The following is a 20,334-nucleotide window of genomic DNA, read 5'->3' on the forward strand; positions in this document are numbered from 1 at the left end:
GTATACTTTTCACCCTTGTATCTCTGACGATAATGATAAGCCCTTTGACCACGTAAACTCCGAGATACTCTCCACTCCATTCCCTCCCAGACTGCCGTCTGGTCGATGGCAATCAAATCCTCCGCTGGAATATTCCTGACTTCTTGACTATAAGCTAGTCGTTCCCTTTGCACCTCCTCTTCTTTGACTTTTGCACTGCGGTAGGTCTTTTTTTTAGAGTCATTCCTTGCTTTTTCAAGAAATTATGTATCGTGACGATGCTTACATTGATTCCTAAGCGCTCGCGCAACAGTTCTTGATACTGCCACAGGTAGAAGTCTGGGTGTTCTGTAATAATTGCCATCACTTCCTGCCGATGTTGTTCCAAAATGCCCACTCGCTTGGTGCCTGCTTTCTTAGGGGCTAAATCTTGAGTTTGTTGGTACTGACGCACCCAGCGGTGTACTGTTCTTTTGGTAACCATGAAGCGTTTAGCTACCTGGCGGATGGAGGTGTTACCTGCCTGATAGGCTGCTACAACTCTTTGCCGCAAATCCAAAGAATGAGTCGGCATTCCTTTCTCTCCTTCCTCTTGAATACCTGTACCCTATTTTAAATTAAAAGGCTGTATCTTTTGTGTCCTTCAGAATTTTAGAGCTGCTCCCGCCTCAGCCTAGCCGGGCGAGATGAAGTATTGACATACTCCCCAGCCCTTTGGGGCGGGGATCCTAGCTCCCCTCTGTCCCCCCGTATACGGGGGGTTTGGGGGTTCGGGGGAGAACGTCAACAGTCTGGTGAAGCAGAGACTTTGAGCAAGGGCAGCTCCCGTCCACAACCTGGCAGTTCCTTCCGGGAACAGCTTGGAAGGGGGCCATGTATTGGGCGGGCGCTTTTCCTTAAGGGTGGGGCAGGGCTAAGATAGCGGGAAAGGTTTCGTTACCTGTCGGCCCATGCCCCTTGCCTCTGAGACCGAGTCCTCGCAGCAAGCTCCGGCAACACCTGAGCCTTCTCGGGTGCCAGATCCGGAGTTTCCCTACGAGGTCGAGATGAGCTTGATGGAGCATCTGGAGGAGTTGCGTAGCCGCCTCTTGGCCAGTGTCATTGCGGTGGCCCTGTGTATCGTCGCCTGTTTTCTGGTGGTGAACCGCATCGTCGCCCTGCTGGAGGTGCCCGCTCAGGGGGTGACCTTCTTGCAACTGGCGCCGGGCGAGTATTTTTTCGTCTCTATGAAAGTGGCGGCATATTCGGGGCTGCTCTTGGCCACGCCCTTTGTGCTCTACCAAATTGCCCGCTTCGTCTTGCCAGGGCTGAGCGTCAAGGAGCGCAAGCTGTTGGGGCCGGTGGTGCTCGGATCCAGCCTTTTGTTTGTGGCTGGCTTGGTCTTTGCCTACTACCTCCTCATTCCGGCGGCGCTCAACTTCTTCATTCGCTATGGGGAAGGGGTGGTGGATCAGGCCTGGTCCATCGACCGCTACTTTGAGTTTGTGCTGCTGCTGATGTTCAGCACTGGCTTGGCCTTTCAGGTGCCGATTTTGCAGGCGCTGCTGGGAGCTTTGGGCCTGGTAACTGCTGAGCAGATGTTCAAGGGTTGGCGCTATGTTGTCCTAGGTTCGGTGGTGGCGGGGGCCATTCTCACCCCTTCCACGGATCCCCTCACCCAGAGCCTCCTGGCTGGCGCGGTAACGTTCCTGTACTTGTTTGGCATTCTCCTGGTGAAGCTGCTTGGCAAATGACCCAAGGCCGCAGACCTTGATTCTGCCAGCGGGGTCTCCGGCCCGGGAAAGAGAAACGCCAATGGATAAACTCTACCTTCTCACCAAGTTGCTCAGCGGCAACAGTCGGGACTGCAGCCCTGGCTAGCGCCGGGGTTCCGGCATCCACCCCCATCGGCAAGAGACGGCTCCACCGCCAGCGGGGGGAGAGCGGGCCCGGCCCGCCTTGAACTGGAAGGGATCCCGGCCAATTTTCCCGGGCAGGGTATTTCAACGGCGGATTGGCCCGCCTCACTCTGCCAGCGTACCGCTCGCCAGCCCACCAGGGACGAGAGGCCTGTTCGCAAGCCCTGGGGGGGTTGGTGCGGTTGTCAGAAGAGGCGGTTTTGGTGCCTGCTGTAGCCTCTGGGCCAGCGAGGGCAAACGGCGGCTCGCTGCGCTGCTGAGCTCTTCTCAAAGGGAGGTTTGGCCGATGGGCAAAGAGAAATTGGCTTTTGACCAACCAGTCTTCTAAAGTTCTATGGTTGCTTGGACTTTTCTCCCGAAGACAAATCCTTATCCTCCCAAAACCTACGATCCTGCTTACCCAGTCGGCAGCTACTGGGACAGCACAATACCAGATTCCAGTTGGCGACATCCGGCGCCTCTGCAAGGGCAGGTTGAGGCCGAGGTGGCCATCATAGGAGGAGGATTGACGGGGCTATCGACGGCCCTGCACCTGGCCCGCGATCACGGCATCTCGGCTTGCCTGCTGGAGGCGGGATCCCTGGGCTGGGGCGCCTCTGGGCGCAACGGCGGCTTCTGCGGAGTGGGGGCGAGCTACCTCACCCATGCCCAAATGGTGCGGCGGGTAGGCCTGGCGGAGACGGAGCGCTACTACCGGGATCAGCGGCAGGCGGTGGAGACCGTGCAAGAGCTGGCCGCTGCCGAGGGCTTTTCCCTGGATGCCCAGGGAGAAGGTTGGTACGCAGTAGCCCACCGCCCCAGCGCTTGGCGGGAGTTGGAGGCCGAATACCAGATCTACGCCCAGGTGGCCGGCTACCCAGTTCAGCTCCTCAGCCCCAAAGAGCTGCGGGAACGGGGCTTCGACAGCCGCGAGAACCACGGCGCCCTCCACATCGGGGTGGGGTTTGGCCTCAACCCCCTCAAGCTTGCCCAAGGGCTGGCCCAGGCCGCCCAGAAATGGGGAGCGCAATTGCACAGCGCCAGCCGGGTCGTTGCCTGGGAAAAGGTTGGCTCCCGCCACCTTTGCCATACGCCCGGGGGAACGGTGCGGGCACGGCACCTGGTCATCGCCACCAATGGCTACACGCCGGCCAACCTCTACCCCCAATTGGCCGGATCCCTGTTGCCGGTGCTTTCCAACATTCTGGTCACCCGGCCTCTGACGCCGGCAGAGCGAAGGGCTCAGGGCTGGTGGGATCCGACGCCGATCTACGACACGCGACGGCTGCTGTTCTACTACCGTCTCCTGCCGGATGGGCGCTTGCTGTTTGGGGGGCGGGACGGCACCTGCGATGCCCCAAGGGAACGCCAGCGCCTGCGGGCCTGGATGGCGCGGCAGCTCTACCGCCTCTTTCCCGCCTGGGAGGGGGTGGAGATCGAGTACGCCTGGAACGGCTTGGTTTGCCTCTCCCGCCAGCTTCACCCCCACATCGGCCCTTCGCCGACGGATCCCAGCCTCTGGTACGGCCTGGCCTACCACGGCAGCGGCGTGGCCACAGGGGTGTGGGCAGGCAAAATCCTGGCCCAGGAGATCGCCGGCATCCGACCCCAAATTAGCGCCCTCTTCCGCCAGCCACCGCGCCTTTTCCCTTTCCCCTGGCTGCGGCTTCACTACCTGCGGCTGGGGTATCTTTGGTGGCAGTTGACAGACGGATAGTTCCTTCAGGTGTGCGGGAGAGCCCCCTATTCGCTGCAGAAGTCCTGTCGTAATCTAGTCCTAGTTCGGCCTTGCCTTGGCCTCTCGCCATTGCCCGTCGTTCCTTGCTGAGGTACCCAGTGCTGCCCACAGCTTGTTATCGGCCTGATCAGGACTCGGTCATTCTAGAGGGTCCCTCTGTTTCCCAGATCCCACCGACAGCCTGCCGCCGCCGACGGCTCTCCCCAGGGGGGCAGCGGCTGGGGCTTGCTCTGCTGCTGAGCCTGCCCACCATGTTTTTGCCCTGGCCCGCTTTTGCCCAGATCGCCAGCTCCTTGCTCAATCCTCTAGTGGCCGCCTGGATTCGCTCTGAGGTGCAGCAGGTGGACAACTTGCGGGTGCAGATCGCCGGTTCCGACGCCCAGATTTTGAACGGCCAGATCCCCCAGGCCCAGGTGTCGGGAGACAACCTCATCTATCAGGGATTCCAGGTCAGCCACCTGCGGCTGCAGGGCCAGGATATTCGCCTCAATGTAGGGGAAGCCATCCAGGGACGTAGTCCCCTGCGGCTGTTGGCCCCCGTGCCGGTGCAGGTGAGCTTGCGCCTCACCGAAGACGATCTCAACCGCAGCCTTCAGGCTCCCCTCATCCAGTCCCAACTGGCCCAGGCGCAGGTGCAACTGCCCTTTGGAGGTCAAGCGGTGCCCTTCTTGATCCGCCAGCCCCAGGTCACCTTGCAGCAAAATCGGCTGCGCATCCAGGCCCAATTGGTTACTCCCGAGGGGGTGGAGGTGCCGGTTACGGTGCTAACTGGGCTACAGGCTCAGGGTCCCAACCAGTTGCGGCTGGTCAATCCCCTGTGGGTGAGCGAAGGGCAGGAGATCCCCATCCCCGGCCTGGCGGATTTTCCCATCCAGTTGGATCCAGGCGTGCGCATCGATCGCCTGGAGTTGCAGCCTGGCCAAATCCTCTACGAGGGCATGTTGGTCATCTACCCGGAGGCGGCGGCAGTGCCGCAGGGGTAGCGGGTTGTCGCCAGGGCTCGACCACTTGAGCTTGCCTTTGGGCGGTGCCAGCGGGATCTGCGGTGGCCAAGTTGTGATCGGGATCAAACCCAAGGTTGGGCTGCTGGGCGAGAATCCCTCTAGCCGTTGCCAAGCGGTCGCGGAGGGGTGGTGTATTGAGGTGAGTTCATGGTTTGGGGATCGCCGCCGCTACAACCCAGTGTTAGGCCCCTGCTCTTGGGGACTCTGCCGCTAATCCTGTCGCTGGTGTTGCTGGGGGGATGTTCCAGCGACGCCTTCTCCACGGTGCCCCTGGATGGGACGGCTGCCGGCACACGCACAGCCACGCCCCCCGGGCGAACTTTCTCCGATATTCCGCCCGGCCGGCATCCCCTTCTGAAGCACCTTTGGGCCAGCTTTGTGATCACGTCTGAGCAGTTGCAATCTGCCCGCAAGGCTCCCATCTCTCTCCATCCGCAGGCTCTCCTTCCCTGCACCGACTGCGAGAGCTTGGCAGAGCAGCTGGGATCCCTGCTCCCCACCCCCTCCTCCCGCGCCTTGGGCACCTATCGGCCTGACCAGCTCACACTCTCTTTCCGAGTTGAGCCCCACAAGACGTTTACCCGCCTCAGCGGCAGCTTTCACCTGGATACCACCACGCCCCTAGTTCACCCTGGCGAGGGGGTGCGCCTGGTGGTACAGCAGGCCTTCTGGGGGGACAAGGCCCTGGAGCCGCTGCCGCCCCCCCAGGACTTCTATGCCCGCCAGATGACTCAGGGTCGGTTCGAGGAGCGCACGTGGAGTTTCCCCTTCTCCCTCCCGGAGGCCGACGCCCCTGACCCCTCGCCGTCTCTACGGCTGCAGGTTGTCCTCACCTCCCCCATCCCGCCCGATTCTGCCCCTTTTCAGCGGGGCAGGCCGCTGCCTCCCCCCACGAGCCGGCTGTATCATGGGGTCACTTGGTCGGGCATGCCAACTTGGGAGCAGCTTCTGGCCTATCGCCAGGCCATTGGCCAGCCCCCCGCCTGGGCAGCGGTGGAGCACCTCTGGGATCCGCGCCAGGACTTTCCCCAGCCCCTGGCCAATCGCCTGCGGGAGAGCGGCTCCGTTCCCTACCTACGCCTGCGGCTGCAGCCGGCCCACCTCTCTTCCCTGGCTGCGGGCGAACAGGATGAGACCTTGCGCTCTTGGGCTCGGGGCATCCAGCGCTTTGCCACCCCGATTATCCTGGCCGTAGCTGTCGGGGACGGGGATACAGAGCTGCAACGACGGGCCTACCGTCACCTGATACAAACCCTGCGCTCTGAGGCCAATTTGCTCTGGGTTTTAGAGCTGGAGGGAGCGGATAACGAGGCAGCGTCTGCCTGGGCCGCCTTGCCAGGGGTGGACTGGCTGAGCCTGGAGGTGAAGGGGGATCCCGAGACCTTTGAAGCGTTGTACCGTCGCCTTGTGGCCTTTAACCCCCAGTTGCCCCTGATCCTCAGCGGGCCGTCTCCCGACGCAGAAGCTGCCCAGCCCTTTTTGGAAGGCTTGCAAGCCGGGCGGTGGCTCCAGGTGATTGGCTGGAGCTGGGCCCTGGGCCCGCAGGGGATCCCGCCCGCGGCGGCGACAAACTGGCAGCAGCGTCTGCACCAGGGGGATCCCCCCCTCTGGCTGGGAGAAATGCGGGTGCAGCCTCCGCCCAGCCCTTCCCCTTCGCCCAAGCCCTGAGAAAAGCGCTTTGGCTGGAAAAACCCTCCCAAAACAGCGGATAATAGGCCAACCCACTGCTTTTTCTTTCGGTCTTCCCAGAATTGTGGCCCTGACCTGCCCACCACCGTCGCGCTTTGCCCAAGCCATCCAGCGGGGGGAATTTTTGCTCACGGCTGAGATCACCCCCCCCAAGGGATCCGACACCAGCACCCTGCTCTCTCTGGCCCAGCAGCTCAAGGGCCGGGTGCATGCCGTCAACATCACGGACTCCAACCGCGCCATGGCCCGCATGAGCCCCCTGGCCGCCTCGCTGCTGTTGCAGCAGGCGGGCGTTGAACCCATCCTGCAGCTGGCCTGCCGGGATCGCAACCGCCTGGCTCTGCAGGGGGATCTGTTGGGGGCCTCAGCGCTCGGCCTGCGCAACGTGCTGGCCCTCACCGGGGATCCCATCCAGGTGGGGGATTGCCCCGATGCCCGCCCAGTCTTTGACCTGGAATCGGTGCGTCTGCTGCAGCTTATCCAACGCCTCAACAACGGCCTCGACTGCAACGGCAAGCCCCTCCCCGACGGCGGCACCTGTCTGTTCCCGGGGGCAGCCGTAGAGCCGCAATCCCCCAGCTTTTCCGGCCTGGAGCGGCGCTTCCACCGCAAGCTGGAGAACGGAGCCCAGTTTTTCCAAAGCCAGATGGTGACCGACTTCGAGCAACTGGAGCGCTTCATGGACAAGCTGGGCCGCCCCGCCGGCAAGCCCATCCTGGCGGGCATCTTCCTGCTCAAATCCGCCAAAAACGCCCTCTTCATCAACCGCAACTTGCCGGGGGTGCAGATCCCGGACGCCATTATCCAGCGGCTGGCCGATGCCCCCGATCCCCTCGAAGAAGGGATCCGCATTGCTGCCGAACAGGTGCGCCAGGCCCGCCAGATCTGTCACGGCGTGCACCTGATGGCCGTCAAGGCCGAACACCTCATCCCGCACATCCTGGACGAGGCCGGGATCCCGCCCCTGAGCAGCTAGCTCAACACCTGCTCCAAGCCGTAGACCAGCCCCTTGAGCTGCAGCACCTTGCGAATGCCCAGGATCACTCCCGGCATGAAGGCCATCCGATCCGTGATGTCGTGTCTCAAGGTCAACGTCTGCCCCATGCCGCCGAAGATCACCTCCTGGTGGGCAATAAGCCCCGGCAGGCGAACGCTGTGGATGGGGATGTTGGGGCCGGGGATCCCTCCCCGCGAGCCGGGGATCAGCTCCTTTTCTTCCACCTCAGGCGGGTTAAAAGCTTTGCCCAGTTGTCCCAGCCGCTGCGCCGTCTGCAGAGCCGTGCCGCTGGGGGCATCGACCTTGCGGTTGTGGTGCAGCTCGACAATCTCCACGTGATCGAAATATTGGGCCGCCTGCAGCGCCATCTGCTGCAGCAGGATCATGCCGATGGCAAAGTTGGGCGCAATTAGACAGCCCACACCGGACTTATCCGCCAGATCCCTCAGCCGCTCCACCTGCTCCGGCGTCAGGCCCGTCGTCCCCACCACCGGCCGCACCCCAAACGCAATGGCCGAGCGGACGTTTTCATACACAGAGCGCGGATGGGTGAAATCCACCATGACGCCTCGGGCGCTCCGCTGCGACAGCCGCAGCAACTGGCCCGCCAGGTCGTCGGTAATCTCGACTCCCAGGGATCCCAGGCCCAACACCTCGCCAATGTCCGAGCCCAACTGGGAACGGGCCACCGCCCCCACCAACTTCATGTCGGGGGTTTGGGCCACCGCCCGCACCACCTCCCGCCCCATCTTGCCCAGGGCTCCCACCACCAAGACCGGGATGGGCTCAGAAGCCGCCGTCCCCTCCCCAATGGCGGCGCCCTCTTCTCGTCTTTTTTGCTCGACTGCTGTGGTCACCACCTGCCCCCTTGCCTAACCTAGCGCCGGATCCCCGAGCGGAGCCTCACAATTTCACCTCGATGTCCACCCCTGCCGGCAGATCCAGCTTCATCAAAGCATCGATGGTTTTGGAAGAGGGGGAGTAGATGTCGATAATGCGGCGGTGGGTGCGAACTTCAAAATGTTCCCGCGAATCCTTGTCCGTGTGGGGGGAACGCAGCACACAGTAGAGGCGACGCCGCGTCGGCAAAGGGATCGGGCCAACTGGCACAGCCTCCGTGCGGCGGGCCGTGTCCACGATTTTGTCGCAGGAAGTATCCAGTAGCCGATGGTCGTAGGCCTTTAGGCGGATACGAATTTTCTGTTGGGTCAAGGTAGCCATAGTCGGAGAGAAGGTAGGGTGTACTCAAAAAAATGGCAGGGATCGAGCTTGCCTGGAGTGACCAGCGCCCAATCCCTGCCAAGAGAAAGCCGCTTACTTCAGGATCTTAGAGACCACACCGGCCCCTACGGTACGACCGCCCTCACGAATGGCAAAGCGCATCCCTTGCTCGATGGCGATGGGCTGGATCAGCTCTACCGTCATCCTGACGCGGTCGCCGGGCATCACCATCTCCGGCTTAGAGCCGTCGTCAGCCGTGAAGGAAGTGATGGTGCCGGTGACGTCGGTGGTACGCACGTAGAACTGAGGACGATAGCCGGCAAAGAAGGGGGTGTGACGTCCGCCCTCTTCCTTCTTGAGGACGTAAACCTCCGACTCGAACTGGGTGTGAGGAGTGATGGTCTTGGGCTTGGCCAGCACCATGCCCCGCTCCACCTCGTTCTTCTGAATACCCCGCAACAACACACCCACGTTGTCGCCGGCAATCCCCTCGTCCAGCGTCTTCTGGAACATCTCTAGACCGGTAACGGTGGTGGAACGGGTTTCTCGCAATCCCACCAGCTCCACGGTTTCGCCAACTTTGATGCGGCCCCGCTCGATCCGGCCCGTCGCCACCGTGCCGCGACCGGTGATCGAGAAGACATCTTCCACTGCCATCAGGAAGGGCTTGTCCACATCCCGCTCCGGCGTTGGAATGTAGGAGTCTACCGCATCCATCAGCTCGTAGATCTTGTCCACCCAGGGATCCTCACCCCGCTGGGTTTTGGGGTTGGCCTGCATCCTTTCCAGAGCCTTGAGAGCGGATCCTCTGATGATGGGGATTTCGTCGCCGGGGAAGTCGTACTTGGAGAGGAGCTCCCGTATCTCCAGCTCCACCAGCTCCAGCAGCTCCTCGTCGTCCACCATGTCCACCTTGTTGAGGAAGACCACCAAGCTGGGTACCCCCACCTGACGGGCCAACAGGATGTGCTCCCGCGTCTGCGGCATCGGCCCATCGGCCGCCGAGACCACCAGGATGGCCCCATCCATCTGGGCCGCGCCCGTGATCATGTTTTTCACGTAGTCGGCGTGGCCGGGGCAGTCCACGTGGGCGTAGTGACGCTTCTCCGTCTGGTACTCCACGTGGGCAGTGTTGATAGTGATACCGCGGGCTCTCTCCTCTGGCGCCGCGTCGATCTCGTCATAGCGCTTGGCTGTGGCCTGACCCAGAGCAGCCAGGGTCATAGTAATGGCGGCGGTCAACGTCGTCTTGCCGTGGTCGACGTGGCCAATGGTGCCAACGTTGACGTGGGGTTTGGTGCGTTCGAACTTAGGGCGTGCCATGAATCCTCACTTCCTTTTTCAGTTAGCTACGTTTCCTTTGCTTTTGGCAATGATGGCTTCCGCGATATTGCGAGGAACTTCCTCGTAGTGGCTGAACTCCATCGTAAAGATGCCCCGCCCTTGGGTTTTGGAGCGGATGTCGGTGGCATATCCAAACATCTCCGCCAAGGGAACCTTGGCATTGACCTTGGAGATGCCGCCCTCTGTACTCATCCCCTCCATCTGGCCGCGACGGGCGTTGATGTCTCCGATAACATCCCCGACGAAGGCTTCGGGAACTTCCACCTCCACCTTCATCATCGGCTCCAGCAGGACGGGGTTGGCTCTGCGAGCAGCCTCCTTCAACGCCATCGAGCCGGCGATCTTGAAGGCCATTTCGCTGGAGTCCACCTCGTGGTAGGAGCCGTCCACCAGCGTGACGCGAATATCGATCAAAGGATAGCCAGCCAAGACGCCGGACTCGCAGGCTTCGCGGATCCCTTGCTCGGCAGGCGGAATGTACTCTTTGGGGATGACACCACCCACAATTTTGGAGACAAACTCGAACCCCGTGCCCGGCTCTGCCGGCTCCAGGTCGATGACCACATGGCCGTACTGGCCGCGGCCGCCAGTCTGGCGGATGAACTTCCCTTCCACGCGGCTAACTGGCTTGCGGATGGTTTCGCGGTAGGCCACTTGGGGGTTGCCCACGTTGGCTTCTACGTTGAACTCCCGCAGCATGCGATCCACCAGAATCTCCAGGTGGAGCTCGCCCATGCCGGAGATGATGGTTTGGTTGGTCTCCGGATCCACCGAGACGCGGAAGGTGGGATCCTCCTTGGCCAGGGCCTGCAGCGCTTTGGAGAGTTTGTCGATATCGGCTTTGGTCTTGGGCTCGACAGCCACCGAGATTACCGGCTCGGGGATATATAGGGACTCCAGGATCACCGGCGCGTTTTCGTCGCAGAGGGTGTCCCCAGTGGTGGTATCTTTCAGGCCCAACACAGCCCCCAGATCGCCTGCCCGCAGCTCATCTACATCCAGACGCTCGTCCGCCTTGAGCACCACTAGGCGGGAGATGCGCTCCTTTTTGTTCTTGGTGGAGTTGAGCACATAGGTGCCCTTGGTTAGCACCCCAGAGTAAACGCGGATAAAGGTGAGGTCTCCGTACTTGTCGCTCATCAGCTTGAAGGCCAGGGCGGAGAAGGGCTCATCGTCGCTGGCTTTGCGCGACACCTCCGACCCATCCGGCAATACCCCCTTGATGGCGGGAATATCGATGGGAGAGGGAAGGTAGTCCACCACCGCGTCCAGCAGCATCTGCACACCCTTGTTCTTGAAGGCAGAGCCGCACAGCATGGGCACAATTTGGCCGCTGATGGTGCCTTTGCGCAGACCAGCCATTAGGTCGGCTTCGCTCAGATCCTCCTCGGCAAAGTACTTCTCCATCAGGGCCTCGTCGGTCTCGGCCACTGCTTCCACCAGCTTGGCCCGGTATTCCGCCACCAGATCCTTCATCTCCTCCGGGATGGGGGCAGGGCGAATGTCCTTGCCGATCTCATCCATGTAGATATTGGCCTGCAAGCGCACCAGATCGACGATGCCGCGGAACTCGTCTTCCGCCCCGATGGGCAGTTGGATCGGCACGGCGTTGGCTTTGAGGCGCTCCCGGATCTGGTTATAAACCTTGAGGAAATTGGCCCCCATGCGATCCATTTTGTTGACAAAGGCAATGCGGGGCACATTGTAACGATTGGCCTGCCGCCAGACGGTTTCCGACTGCGGCTGCACGCCCCCTACCGAGTCGAAGACGGCGATCACCCCGTCCAGCACCCGCATCGAGCGCTCCACCTCGATGGTGAAGTCCACGTGCCCTGGCGTGTCGATGATGTTGATGGTGTATTCCGGCGCGCCGGCGAGAGGTTGGGAGGGGTTTTTCGGATCCCGCTTGGTCCAACGGGTAGTGATGGCCGCGGCCGTGATGGTGATGCCCCGCTCCCGTTCCTGAGCCATCCAGTCGGTTACCGTGGTTCCCTCGTGAACCTCGCCAAGCTTATGCACCAGACCGGAATAGAAGAGGATCCGTTCTGTGGTCGTGGTCTTGCCAGCATCGATGTGGGCCGCGATACCAATATTTCGAACTCGTTCCAGGGGAACTGTGCGTGCCACGTTAACCTCCCAATCCTCGTCGCCCTGCGACTCGGGCAAACTAAAAAAACCTTTACAATTCTAGTCTTTTTTGCCCCTTCTCCTCCAGATCCAGCCCAGCTCTCGGCAAATGGGAAGGGATCCCAACAACATCCTCCTTTGCTCGGCCAGCGGGGTTCAGTAGCGGTAGTGGGCAAAGGCTTTGTTGGCTTCGGCCATGCGATGGACTTCCTCTCGCCGGCGGATGGCGTTGCCGGTTTCGTTGGCCGCATCTATAATCTCATTGGCTAACTTGGCAGACATAGTGCGGCCTGGACGGGTGCGGGAAAAGGTGACTAGCCAGCGCAGCGCCAATGAGGTTCCTCGCTCCGCTCTGACCTCCACAGGCACCTGATAGGTGGCGCCGCCCACCCGCCGCGCTTTCACCTCCACCAAGGGGGTGGCGTTGCGAACGGCATTTTCCAGTACGGGCAGCGGATCCTGGCCGGTGCGCTCTCGCACAATCTCTAGAGCGTCGTAGAGGATCCTGGCGGCAAGAGAAGCCTTGCCCCTCATCATCAACTTGTGGATCAGCATGGTAACCAAACGGCTCCCGTACTTGGGATCTGGAGGCACGTCACGGCGAGGAGCACGGTTGCGGCGAGACATAGGAGCTGTAGAACTTGAAGGCAGGATGACGTCCAGAGGGAAACTATTTCTTCTTGCCAGCGGCGGCTGGGGCTTGGCCGGGCTTAGGCCGTTTTGCCCCGTATTTGGAGCGGCCTTGCTTGCGGTCTTTCACTCCTGCGGCGTCGAGCGTGCCCCGAATAATGTGATAGCGCACGCCGGGCAAGTCCTTGACCCTTCCGCCGCGAATCATGACCACCGAGTGCTCTTGTAGGTTGTGGCCAATGCCGGGGATGTAAGCAGTAACTTCAAAGCCAGAGGTGAGGCGAACCCGCGCCACCTTCCGCAAAGCTGAGTTGGGCTTCTTGGGCGTTGTCGTGTACACTCGGGTGCAAACTCCCCGCCGCTGAGGACATCCTTTCAGGGCAGGGGCCTTGGTCTTGCGAACAGCAGCCTTGCGCTCTTCGCGAATGAGTTGCTGAATGGTGGGCATGGGTTGGCTGAGAAGATCGCTACTCAATTATCCGGCAGTAGTAAATCCTAGCAAGGCGGGATCCCGGCGTCAACTTAAGGGATCAGCTTCTGGGCTGGTGGCTTGGCTGAGTGAGAATTTCAGCATCCTTGTTCCCCTCAGCTAGCCTAGAGGAGCTTCTGCACACCAGAAGGAACTCGCGAAAGGCGATGGGCTGGATGGATTGGTGGATTTTGCTCCCTTGTCCGCTCTGCCAGCGCCCGGCTAAGGCTGTGTTTTGTCCAGACTGTCAAAGGCGGCTGCAGGCGGAGCGGCTCGACTCTTGGCCGGTCACCACTTCGCCTTGGCCGCTTTATGCTTGGGGGATCCACCGGGGAGCGCTGCGCCGGGCCATCTATTGCCTGAAATATGAAGGACAGCGGCGCATTGGCGCGGTTTTGGGGGAATGGCTGGGATCCCGCTGGCTGGAGAGCCGACAGAAGCGTTCGGGATCCCAGGGAAGCCATGACCTGCTGTCTCGCCACGACTATACGGTGGTGCCCATCCCTCTGCATGCGGAGCGGCTGCGGCAGCGGGGCTACAACCAGGCGGCTTTGATCAGCCAAGCTTTTTGCGAGCGGACGGGTCTAAGACATTTACCTGACGCTCTGGTGCGGGTGCGGGCCACAGCGGCCCAACATGAGCTCAACCCCCTGCAACGCCAGCAGAACTTGGCAGGCGCCTTTGCTCTCAAGCGCGCTCCCGCCACGCCGGTGCTACTGGTGGATGACATCTACACCACCGGCTCCACCGTCCAAGCGGCGCAGCAGGTCTTGGTCGCTGCCGGGATCCCGGTGGCTGGGGTGATCGTCGTGGCCCAGGCGCAGCAAGCTGCCGACCGTTCCACCCTGCCCTGGCAGCTCCGACGGCGTGGCCAGGCTTGACTATCGGGCCTGTTGCAGGGCTGCCTGCCGGGGATCCACGTTGAGGAACACGGTGGCATCCCCCTCGACGCGGATGATGCGCAGAGGGGGCAGCGAGTCCGTCGGGTTTTGGATGCGCTCTTGCAGCTTCTCGTAGAACAGCAGATCCGCCAGTTGCGCGTTCTGCGCTGCCGCTTGTCCTTTCAGCTCAATGGCCCGCTGGTTGGCCGCCGCCAAGATCAGCAGCCGCTCGGTCTCTTTTTCCTGAATTTGCGCCCGCACTGCCGCCGTTTGTGCTGTAATCGAGGCCACCTGTTTGCGTTCAATCGAGTCTCTTAAGGCTTGTGGGAAATCGGGGTTGCCCAGGAAGAGGCCTTCTACCTGGATCAAGGGCAGGGCTTGACCATCGCGGTTGACGGTGGGCATCTCTTGGCGGATCAAGTCCAGGGCCCGTTGTTCGATGGCCGTGCGCTGGCTTTTGCGGTAGAAATCCTCGGAATCGAAAGAGGCGGAGATATCGCGGATCTTGGAGCGCACCACCGGCACCACCACTGTCGAAAGATAGTTCTCGCCGATGCTGGCGTGCAGCTCGTCCAAAGTGGCGAGGTTGGGCCGGAGGGCAATGGCCACATCGATGGCAAAGGCTTGTCCATCGGCGGTGTTCACGGTGATGGCGTTGCTGATGGCATTGGCCGAGGCGGGGTTGTTGGTAAACTCCCAAACGCGGGTGAGCACGGTGTAGGTGATCGGCGTTTCGATCCCTGGAATCCGGAAGATGACCCCCGGCAATTCTACCCGCCCCTTTTGCAGCCCGGAAAAGGTATTGAACACTACAGTGGCATGTCCGGGCAAAGTGACGTACAGGCAAGCGCGGAGCACTCCCAGGGCCGCCAAGAGGGCGATCCCTCCTACGGTTAACCAACCCACTCTGCTTTGGGGTGCTTCTCCTGTTGGATACATGGCGGCTCCTCGTGGAAAGAGGATGAAAAAGTGCTGGTTGCTATTTGGTAACCAGAGTTTCCAGGCGGGATCCCAGTACCGCGGCTTTGACCACCTCTAGGTACTGCGGATTTTGGGTGAGGGCCTGTGCTTTGGCTCTCAATTGACCGGCTTCTGCCTCCGCTTGAGAAATGATGGCGCGGGCATCTTGCCGGGCCTGCTCGATCTCAAATTGCTTTTGCGCCAGTTGATTTTCGGCAATGGTTTTTGCCTCAATGGCCGCTACGAAATCAGGATCGAAATCCACATCCCGCAGCAGAAAATCCAAAACCTCGATGCCGTATTCCTTCAGCAGAAGAGCCACCCGTTCCCGAATTTGTCCTTGCAGCAGCGGGCGCTCCGTGGAATACAGAGCCTGGGCGGAAAAGCCGCTGGTCTCATTCAGAATGACCGACCGGACGATGGGGGCGATGCGATCCAGGTAATTTTCCCCCAGTTGCGTATAGACCTTGGGGGCGTCCACAATGCGAAACTGCAGCGTCGCCTCAGCCGCAATCTGCTGCCCATCCTGAGAAAGGGCCACCAGCCGCGGTGCGTAGGCGGTCGGGTCGTTGTCTTTCCAGGTCAGAGCTTGGGTTTTCACATCAAAGATGACTGTGCGAGAGACAAAGGGCGGCACCCAATGGAGACCAGGCTGCAAAGCCATCGGGCTCACCCCCCCTCCCCAGGTGAACACCACCATATTTTCTCCATTGCCCACCAGTCGCAGCGGCCTGCCCATCGCCACTAGGATCAATACGGCTCCGGCAAGGGTGGCCTTGGGCAACCAGCGACCAACTCGCCTCTCCCAACCTTCTGCTCGCATCTCCCCATCTCCTGCGCATGCAGCCATTCTCGCGGCTGTGGGGAAATGAGGCCGAGAAATCGCCGCTATCTTTTAAGTTTTCTCCAGGGATCCCGCGAGAGATCCCGCGCTTGCTCGCCCACTGTTCTCAACGATGTCGAGAACTCTACAAAGTTTACAAAAGATTACTTCATACTTTGCAAAGACCCGTGACAGACAAGCGAAAAGGGAAGAAGATTAAGACATAATAAAGATTTGGGTTGCCGTTCATGCTACCTACTGTCGACTACGAGCGGCGAGACATCCAAGTGCCACTCTCGTGCATCCCCGTTGCCGCCCGGGCCTTGATCCGGCAGGGGGTATCCGTCTGCTGGCGGGAAGAAAGCCTGTCTGCCCTAATTCGTCTGGGATCCAAAGGAGCCGCCGACCGAGCCGCCATTCTGCTGGTGGAAATGAGCCTCATGGGCCAACCGGAAGAGCTAAAAAACTGGCTGGAGATGTGCTGGCAACTGCCCGCTTGTCTCAGGGAACCGCTGCAGGTGTAGGATAAAGGATCACTGCAGTTCAAGAGCCTGCCTCGTCGAGGAGAAACTGGCTGCCGTAGCCGGTAACGATGCGGGTTCCATCTTTGAGGATATGGATTTCCACCTGGTCGCTGGCCCAATTAAGTTGGTTTTCCAGGGCAGGGTTAAAGACATGTACCCGCTGGTTGCGGGAAGAGACCAGCGAGTGGGGGGAGCGAATGGCCTGGGATTGCAGGTAGGGCCCGTCCACCAAAATATCCAGCTCTTGCAGCAGCTCCTGGGCGCCGGGAGGAGCCTGGGGGGATCGCAACTCTTCCAGCGTGAATCCACTGAAGGCCATCACCGTCAGCCCTTTCGCTTTCAGGAGCCGCGCCAAGCTGGCCAGGGCAGGAGCCTGCCAGAAGGGCTCCCCTCCCGAGAAGGTCACCCCCTCGTTTCTGGGGTTGCTGAGGATTTGCTCGGCCAGGTCGGTGATCTTCACCAGTTGGTTGATCTCAAACGGCCAAGAAGTAGGGTTGAAGCAGCCCGGGCACTCTCGCAGGCAGCCCTGCACCCAGACCACAGCGCGCCGGCCCGGCCCATTGACTTCCGACTCGTCTACATAGCCCATCAGGTTAAGATAGCCTCTCGGGATCCGCGCCTGAAAGTCCAGCGCTATCTTTGCCTTGGACATGGGTCACCTGCTGCAAAACGGCTTTGAGACTACTCTTAGCCTAGTGAGAAGCCGAACGCGAAAGCTGTAATCTTATAGTCAAATTAATGGAGATGTCTCCAAAGCGCTCCGCGCCGCTGACGCCCCCAACCCCTCTCCCTCTGGGAGAGGGGAGTTAGGGATCGACGAAGCAACCATTTCGTTAGTCAGGTAGGCTGCTGGTGGAAAAGAAAGATTCTAGCTGATCATCGCGCTAGGCGCTATCCCTCCCCACGGTATAGACGGTGGGGTATCCCCCGCCTTCAGATGAAGCCAGGAGCCCCGGGCAGACTTTTCGGGATCCGGTACTCCACCATGAGCCCTGCTGCTCCTAGCTTTGCAGCAAAGTGTCTCGTATCTCGCCCGGGTAACGTGCCACCTTCCACCGCCAGCGACCGAACGCGCCATGGGCATTGACGGCTTGCACCCACTCGTCCAGATAGCGCCGCTTCACCCGGTCTAGTTCGGTGTCCTGTCCCTTTGTTTCCAGAATGAGCATGTCGCCGTTGGCCAGGCGCACAAGAAAATCTGGCCGATACTTCCGCACCACGCCGCGATACAGGTACAGGACTTCGAAGCCCAGATGGTCGTTCTTCGCCCAGGCGCTCACGGCACTGCTATTGTCCAATACGAAAGCATCCGACGCCTCCCACGTGCTGTCGTAGACGCAGACGTTGATGTGCGACTTGCGCGTGCGTTCACAAGGTTTGCTGGTGTACCAGGTGCGCATTTGGCCCGTCGAGCGGATCGGGTGGTCGCGATCGAAGACTGGCACAAGTTTCTCAGTGTTCTCCTGCCGCACCGCCTCGCAGACATGTTGCACAACTCGTGACAGGTTGAGGGTGATGATCAGCCGACGGCGCAGTTCGTCCTGATAAAAAAGAGGTGGGGAGATCAAAATCCGGTCAGAGCGAATGAACTGCTCGACAATCCGCACCAACTGCGCCAGCAAGATTTCGCGACTGCCTCTCCAGCTTTGCCTTACCTGATCGAACACATTGCGGGCAGTTTCGAAGATGATGCGCTGCGTGCGAAACTCTCGCGCCAACTTCTCCAGTTCGATACGGCTGATCTGGTTTACGTCGGGCTTGCCTTCGAGAATTGGTGCCAGTTCTGCCACTTGCGGCGTCTGAGCCGCGTCTAGTTCCAATGGCTGCACCTTTGACCAATCGAGAGTCAACGTTGGCTGAAGTAAGCGCTCGATGCGCACCACATTCGGCCAGCGGATCTCAAACTCCGCTTTGGCCGGGTCCGGTTCTACGGCGGTCTTGGGCGTTGGCGGGGGCGGCGGGCCATCTCCGCTATCCTCGTGCGGCAAGAAAGTAAAAGGCACGCCGAAGATATTGACGTATTCGGGCTCAAGCAGCCCTGTTTGTGGGTTGATCTCGTAGGATGTGCGGCGCAGGCCCCGGCCCACGACCTGCTCGCACAGAAGTTGGGAAGTGAAGGCCCGCAGCCCCATAATGTGCGTCACCGTCTTGGCATCCCAGCCCTCACTGAGCATCCCAACGGAAATGACGTTCTGGATTTTCTCGCCGGGCTGCCCCACCTGGCCCACCGTATCTACGATCTTTCGCAAACGTTCCGCCTGCTCTGCTTTGGTCAGCCGGCATTCGACCGGTACGTCCTCCTCTTCTCCATCATCGGCCTCGTCTGAAGCTTCCACCACTGCAGTGAACTCTTCCTTTGCCTCAGCCTCTTCTAGCACCTTCGAGTCGATGTGCAAGATTCCCTCCGAGTTACACAGCTCGTCAATGGGAATGCGCCGTGATTCGAAGGCGTGCTTGACCCGCGCTGCCGTCTCAGTGCGGTTACAGACAGTGATCATCACAGGCGGCGTGGGCAGGTCGGCTGCTTTCCAGGCCTTCCACGTCTCCCGCCAGTCGTAGCCCAGCAGGTAGTAGGCGTTCAGCACCAGATCCGGCAGCAGCTCTTCGGGATTGGCGCGTCGGTTGAGGTCGTCTTTCACCTCCGGGTCGTTGTAGATGTGGTATAGACGGGACTTGTAGGTTTTGGCATTGGGCACAGCGTCGTCACGCACTACAACGCGCGGGGTCTTGACCAGCCCCGATTCGATGGCGTCGTTCAGCCCGAAGTCGCTGACGATCCAGCCAAAGAGCGCCTCTTCACTGCTCTTCTTTCCCGAGGGCGCGAAGGGGGTGGCGGAGAAGTCGTAACAGGTGAGAATGCCGCGCGAACGGTGCAGCCGATCCAGGCCTCCAACCCACACCGTCGCTTCTTGGGCGCTGTCTTTTAAATCACGCTGGCGCAGGTACTTGCCTTCGGCTTCCCAGTTGACGCGCCAGGCGTGGTGCGCCTCGTCGTTGATGACCAGCAGGTTGTGCGCGTTGGCCATCTCGCCCAGCACCTCGCGCGTATAGGCTTCATCGCTCTTCGCGCCGCGTTTGTCCACGCTCTTCCGCTTTTTGATCTGCTCTTCGCTCTCCCAGGCCAGGGCATGCCAGTTGCGGACCAGCACCCGCCCCTGCCGCAGCTTGTCGAGCAGCGTGGACGGCACAATGTCGAACGCTTCGTAATAGTTACCGGCGCCCGCGGGCTCCAGCACCGCCAGCCGTTTCTTGACCGTCAGACCGGGGGCAACGACCAGCACGTTCTTCGAAAAGCGGGCATCTTGGGGGTTGGCCACTTTGTTAAGGATGTGCCAGGCAATCACCATCGCCATGACGATGGTCTTGCCCGTGCCGGTGGCCATCTTGCAGCACCGCCGATCAAAGTCCCCGCCGTCTCCCGGGATCTCAATGCCCACCCGCTCGGCAGCAGGCGCCTCGGTCAGCCAAATGAGCGTCTCGACGGCTTCCAATTGACAGAAGAAAAAGCGACGTCTGTCGAACTCCTCCGGGTCATGCCAGTGCGCCAAGAGCCGCCTGGTGATGCTGGTGATCCCGGGATAGCCTGCCTCGCGCCAGGCTTTGACGCGCAGGCGGATCTGGTTGACAAGCGGGATTTCAACGAAGATGCCCGGATCGTCGAAAGATTTGGAACCGGGAGTCGCTACCACGTAACCCGCTGGCCGCTGCCCTTCAACCAGTTCGAACGTACGCGTCTCGCGATCGTAGCGCCAGTGCTTCTTCGGCTCCTCGTAGGGAGAGTTGATGATCAAGCGGTCAATGGTAGTCCGGGCCATCGCTTTCCTCGCATTCTGTTGCTGCGCTGATCTGTTCCTTCGCCCAGTGGCACATCCGGGCAACCACGCTCGTCAGATCATCGTCAGAGGCGAGCGTGATTTCCAAATCGTCGTAGCGGAAGGCGACGGCAAAAGGGTTCAGCCGGCGCAGTTGGCTTTCCGTGACTGGCAGCGTCACGCCGCGATTCGCTAACAGGCGCGCCAGCTTGACCAGATCGTGTGTGCGCTCGAACTCGATCTGTTGCAGGAACAAGAC

At 60.7% G+C, this 20,334-nt stretch carries 18 protein-coding genes and 1 pseudogene; 7 read left to right on the forward strand and 12 right to left on the reverse strand.

The genetic code is table 11. The annotated features are described in order from the left end of the window. Positions 1-553, reverse strand: a pseudogene (locus tag SYN63AY4M2_RS01300) (IS630-like element ISSoc4 family transposase); the annotation flags it as partial. 472 nt (positions 554-1,025) lie between these two features. Between SYN63AY4M2_RS01300 and tatC the strand changes: the two are divergent. From tatC to SYN63AY4M2_RS01325, 5 genes are all read left to right on the forward strand, one after another. Then, positions 1,026-1,712 (forward strand): twin-arginine translocase subunit TatC, encoded by a 687-nt coding sequence (gene tatC, locus SYN63AY4M2_RS01305; RefSeq protein ID WP_228375510.1) that lies wholly within the window; start codon positions 1,026-1,028, stop codon positions 1,710-1,712. A 649-nt stretch (positions 1,713-2,361) separates the two neighbouring features. Then, the gene (locus tag SYN63AY4M2_RS01310; RefSeq protein ID WP_228375481.1) at positions 2,362-3,573 is read left to right on the forward strand and encodes an FAD-dependent oxidoreductase; all 1,212 of its coding nucleotides are present in this window, start codon (positions 2,362-2,364) and stop codon (positions 3,571-3,573) included. A 119-nt stretch (positions 3,574-3,692) separates the two neighbouring features. Next, the gene (locus SYN63AY4M2_RS01315) at positions 3,693-4,577 is read left to right on the forward strand and encodes a DUF2993 domain-containing protein (protein ID WP_228375480.1); all 885 of its coding nucleotides are present in this window, start codon (positions 3,693-3,695) and stop codon (positions 4,575-4,577) included. 168 nt (positions 4,578-4,745) lie between these two features. Next, positions 4,746-6,266 (forward strand): hypothetical protein, encoded by a 1,521-nt coding sequence (locus SYN63AY4M2_RS01320; RefSeq protein ID WP_011430164.1) that lies wholly within the window; start codon positions 4,746-4,748, stop codon positions 6,264-6,266. Positions 6,267-6,351: 85 nt separating this feature from the next. Further along, the gene (locus SYN63AY4M2_RS01325; RefSeq protein ID WP_011430163.1) at positions 6,352-7,263 is read left to right on the forward strand and encodes a methylenetetrahydrofolate reductase; all 912 of its coding nucleotides are present in this window, start codon (positions 6,352-6,354) and stop codon (positions 7,261-7,263) included. Here the strand turns inward: SYN63AY4M2_RS01325 and dapB are convergent. The 6 genes from dapB to rpsL all read right to left on the reverse strand — a co-directional run bounded on the left by dapB (position 7,260) and on the right by rpsL (position 13,054). After that, positions 7,260-8,096 carry a 4-hydroxy-tetrahydrodipicolinate reductase gene (gene dapB, locus SYN63AY4M2_RS01330; RefSeq protein ID WP_041439013.1) on the reverse strand — a complete coding sequence of 279 codons (837 nt, stop codon included), beginning with the start codon at positions 8,094-8,096 and terminating at the stop codon, positions 7,260-7,262. The two genes, SYN63AY4M2_RS01325 and dapB, sit on opposite strands and share 4 nt — an antisense overlap. 91 nt (positions 8,097-8,187) lie before the next feature. Beyond that, positions 8,188-8,505 (reverse strand): 30S ribosomal protein S10, encoded by a 318-nt coding sequence (gene rpsJ, locus SYN63AY4M2_RS01335; RefSeq protein WP_011430161.1) that lies wholly within the window; start codon positions 8,503-8,505, stop codon positions 8,188-8,190. Between the two features lie 93 nt (positions 8,506-8,598). Beyond that, positions 8,599-9,828: an elongation factor Tu gene (gene tuf / locus SYN63AY4M2_RS01340; RefSeq protein WP_099884019.1), complete on the reverse strand. Its 1,230-nt coding sequence runs from the start codon at positions 9,826-9,828 to the stop codon at positions 8,599-8,601. 18 nt (positions 9,829-9,846) lie between these two features. Next, complete coding sequence (fusA, locus tag SYN63AY4M2_RS01345) at positions 9,847-11,976, reverse strand: elongation factor G (RefSeq protein ID WP_099884506.1); 2,130 nt, start codon at positions 11,974-11,976, stop codon at positions 9,847-9,849. A gap of 156 nt (positions 11,977-12,132) precedes the next feature. Continuing rightward, positions 12,133-12,603 (reverse strand): 30S ribosomal protein S7, encoded by a 471-nt coding sequence (gene rpsG, locus SYN63AY4M2_RS01350; protein ID WP_011430158.1) that lies wholly within the window; start codon positions 12,601-12,603, stop codon positions 12,133-12,135. A gap of 43 nt (positions 12,604-12,646) precedes the next feature. Further along, positions 12,647-13,054, reverse strand: coding sequence for a 30S ribosomal protein S12 (gene rpsL / locus SYN63AY4M2_RS01355; protein WP_011430157.1), 408 nt, complete (start codon positions 13,052-13,054; stop codon positions 12,647-12,649). A 197-nt stretch (positions 13,055-13,251) separates the two neighbouring features. On the opposite strand from rpsL, the gene SYN63AY4M2_RS01360 reads away from it, so the two are divergent. After that, entirely contained in the window at positions 13,252-13,956 is a 705-nt protein-coding gene (locus SYN63AY4M2_RS01360) for a ComF family protein (RefSeq protein WP_011430156.1), read from the forward strand. On the opposite strand, the gene SYN63AY4M2_RS01365 is transcribed toward SYN63AY4M2_RS01360, so the two are convergent. After that, complete coding sequence (locus SYN63AY4M2_RS01365; protein WP_099887142.1) at positions 13,957-14,895, reverse strand: prohibitin family protein; 939 nt, start codon at positions 14,893-14,895, stop codon at positions 13,957-13,959. Between the two features lie 40 nt (positions 14,896-14,935). Then, on the reverse strand, positions 14,936-15,739 hold the full coding sequence (locus SYN63AY4M2_RS01370; RefSeq protein ID WP_011430154.1) for a prohibitin family protein: 804 nt from the start codon (positions 15,737-15,739) through the stop codon (positions 14,936-14,938). A gap of 248 nt (positions 15,740-15,987) precedes the next feature. Here SYN63AY4M2_RS01370 and SYN63AY4M2_RS01375 point away from each other — a divergent pair, with 248 nt between their 5' ends. Then, positions 15,988-16,263 carry a hypothetical protein gene (locus SYN63AY4M2_RS01375; protein WP_228375478.1) on the forward strand — a complete coding sequence of 92 codons (276 nt, stop codon included), beginning with the start codon at positions 15,988-15,990 and terminating at the stop codon, positions 16,261-16,263. A gap of 19 nt (positions 16,264-16,282) precedes the next feature. On the opposite strand, the gene SYN63AY4M2_RS01380 is transcribed toward SYN63AY4M2_RS01375, so the two are convergent. The 3 genes from SYN63AY4M2_RS01380 to SYN63AY4M2_RS01390 all read right to left on the reverse strand — a co-directional run. Then, positions 16,283-16,915: a 4Fe-4S single cluster domain-containing protein gene (locus tag SYN63AY4M2_RS01380; protein WP_099887143.1), complete on the reverse strand. Its 633-nt coding sequence runs from the start codon at positions 16,913-16,915 to the stop codon at positions 16,283-16,285. Positions 16,916-17,264: 349 nt separating this feature from the next. Continuing rightward, positions 17,265-20,078 (reverse strand): DEAD/DEAH box helicase family protein, encoded by a 2,814-nt coding sequence (locus SYN63AY4M2_RS01385; RefSeq protein ID WP_011430151.1) that lies wholly within the window; start codon positions 20,076-20,078, stop codon positions 17,265-17,267. Next, on the reverse strand, positions 20,059-20,334 hold a 276-nt coding region (locus SYN63AY4M2_RS01390), incomplete at its 5' end, for a HEPN domain-containing protein (RefSeq protein ID WP_099887144.1). The genes SYN63AY4M2_RS01390 and SYN63AY4M2_RS01385, both read right to left, overlap by 20 nt.

The organism is Synechococcus sp. 63AY4M2, assembly GCF_002760475.1.
Lineage (GTDB): Bacteria > Cyanobacteriota > Cyanobacteriia > Thermostichales > Thermostichaceae > Thermostichus.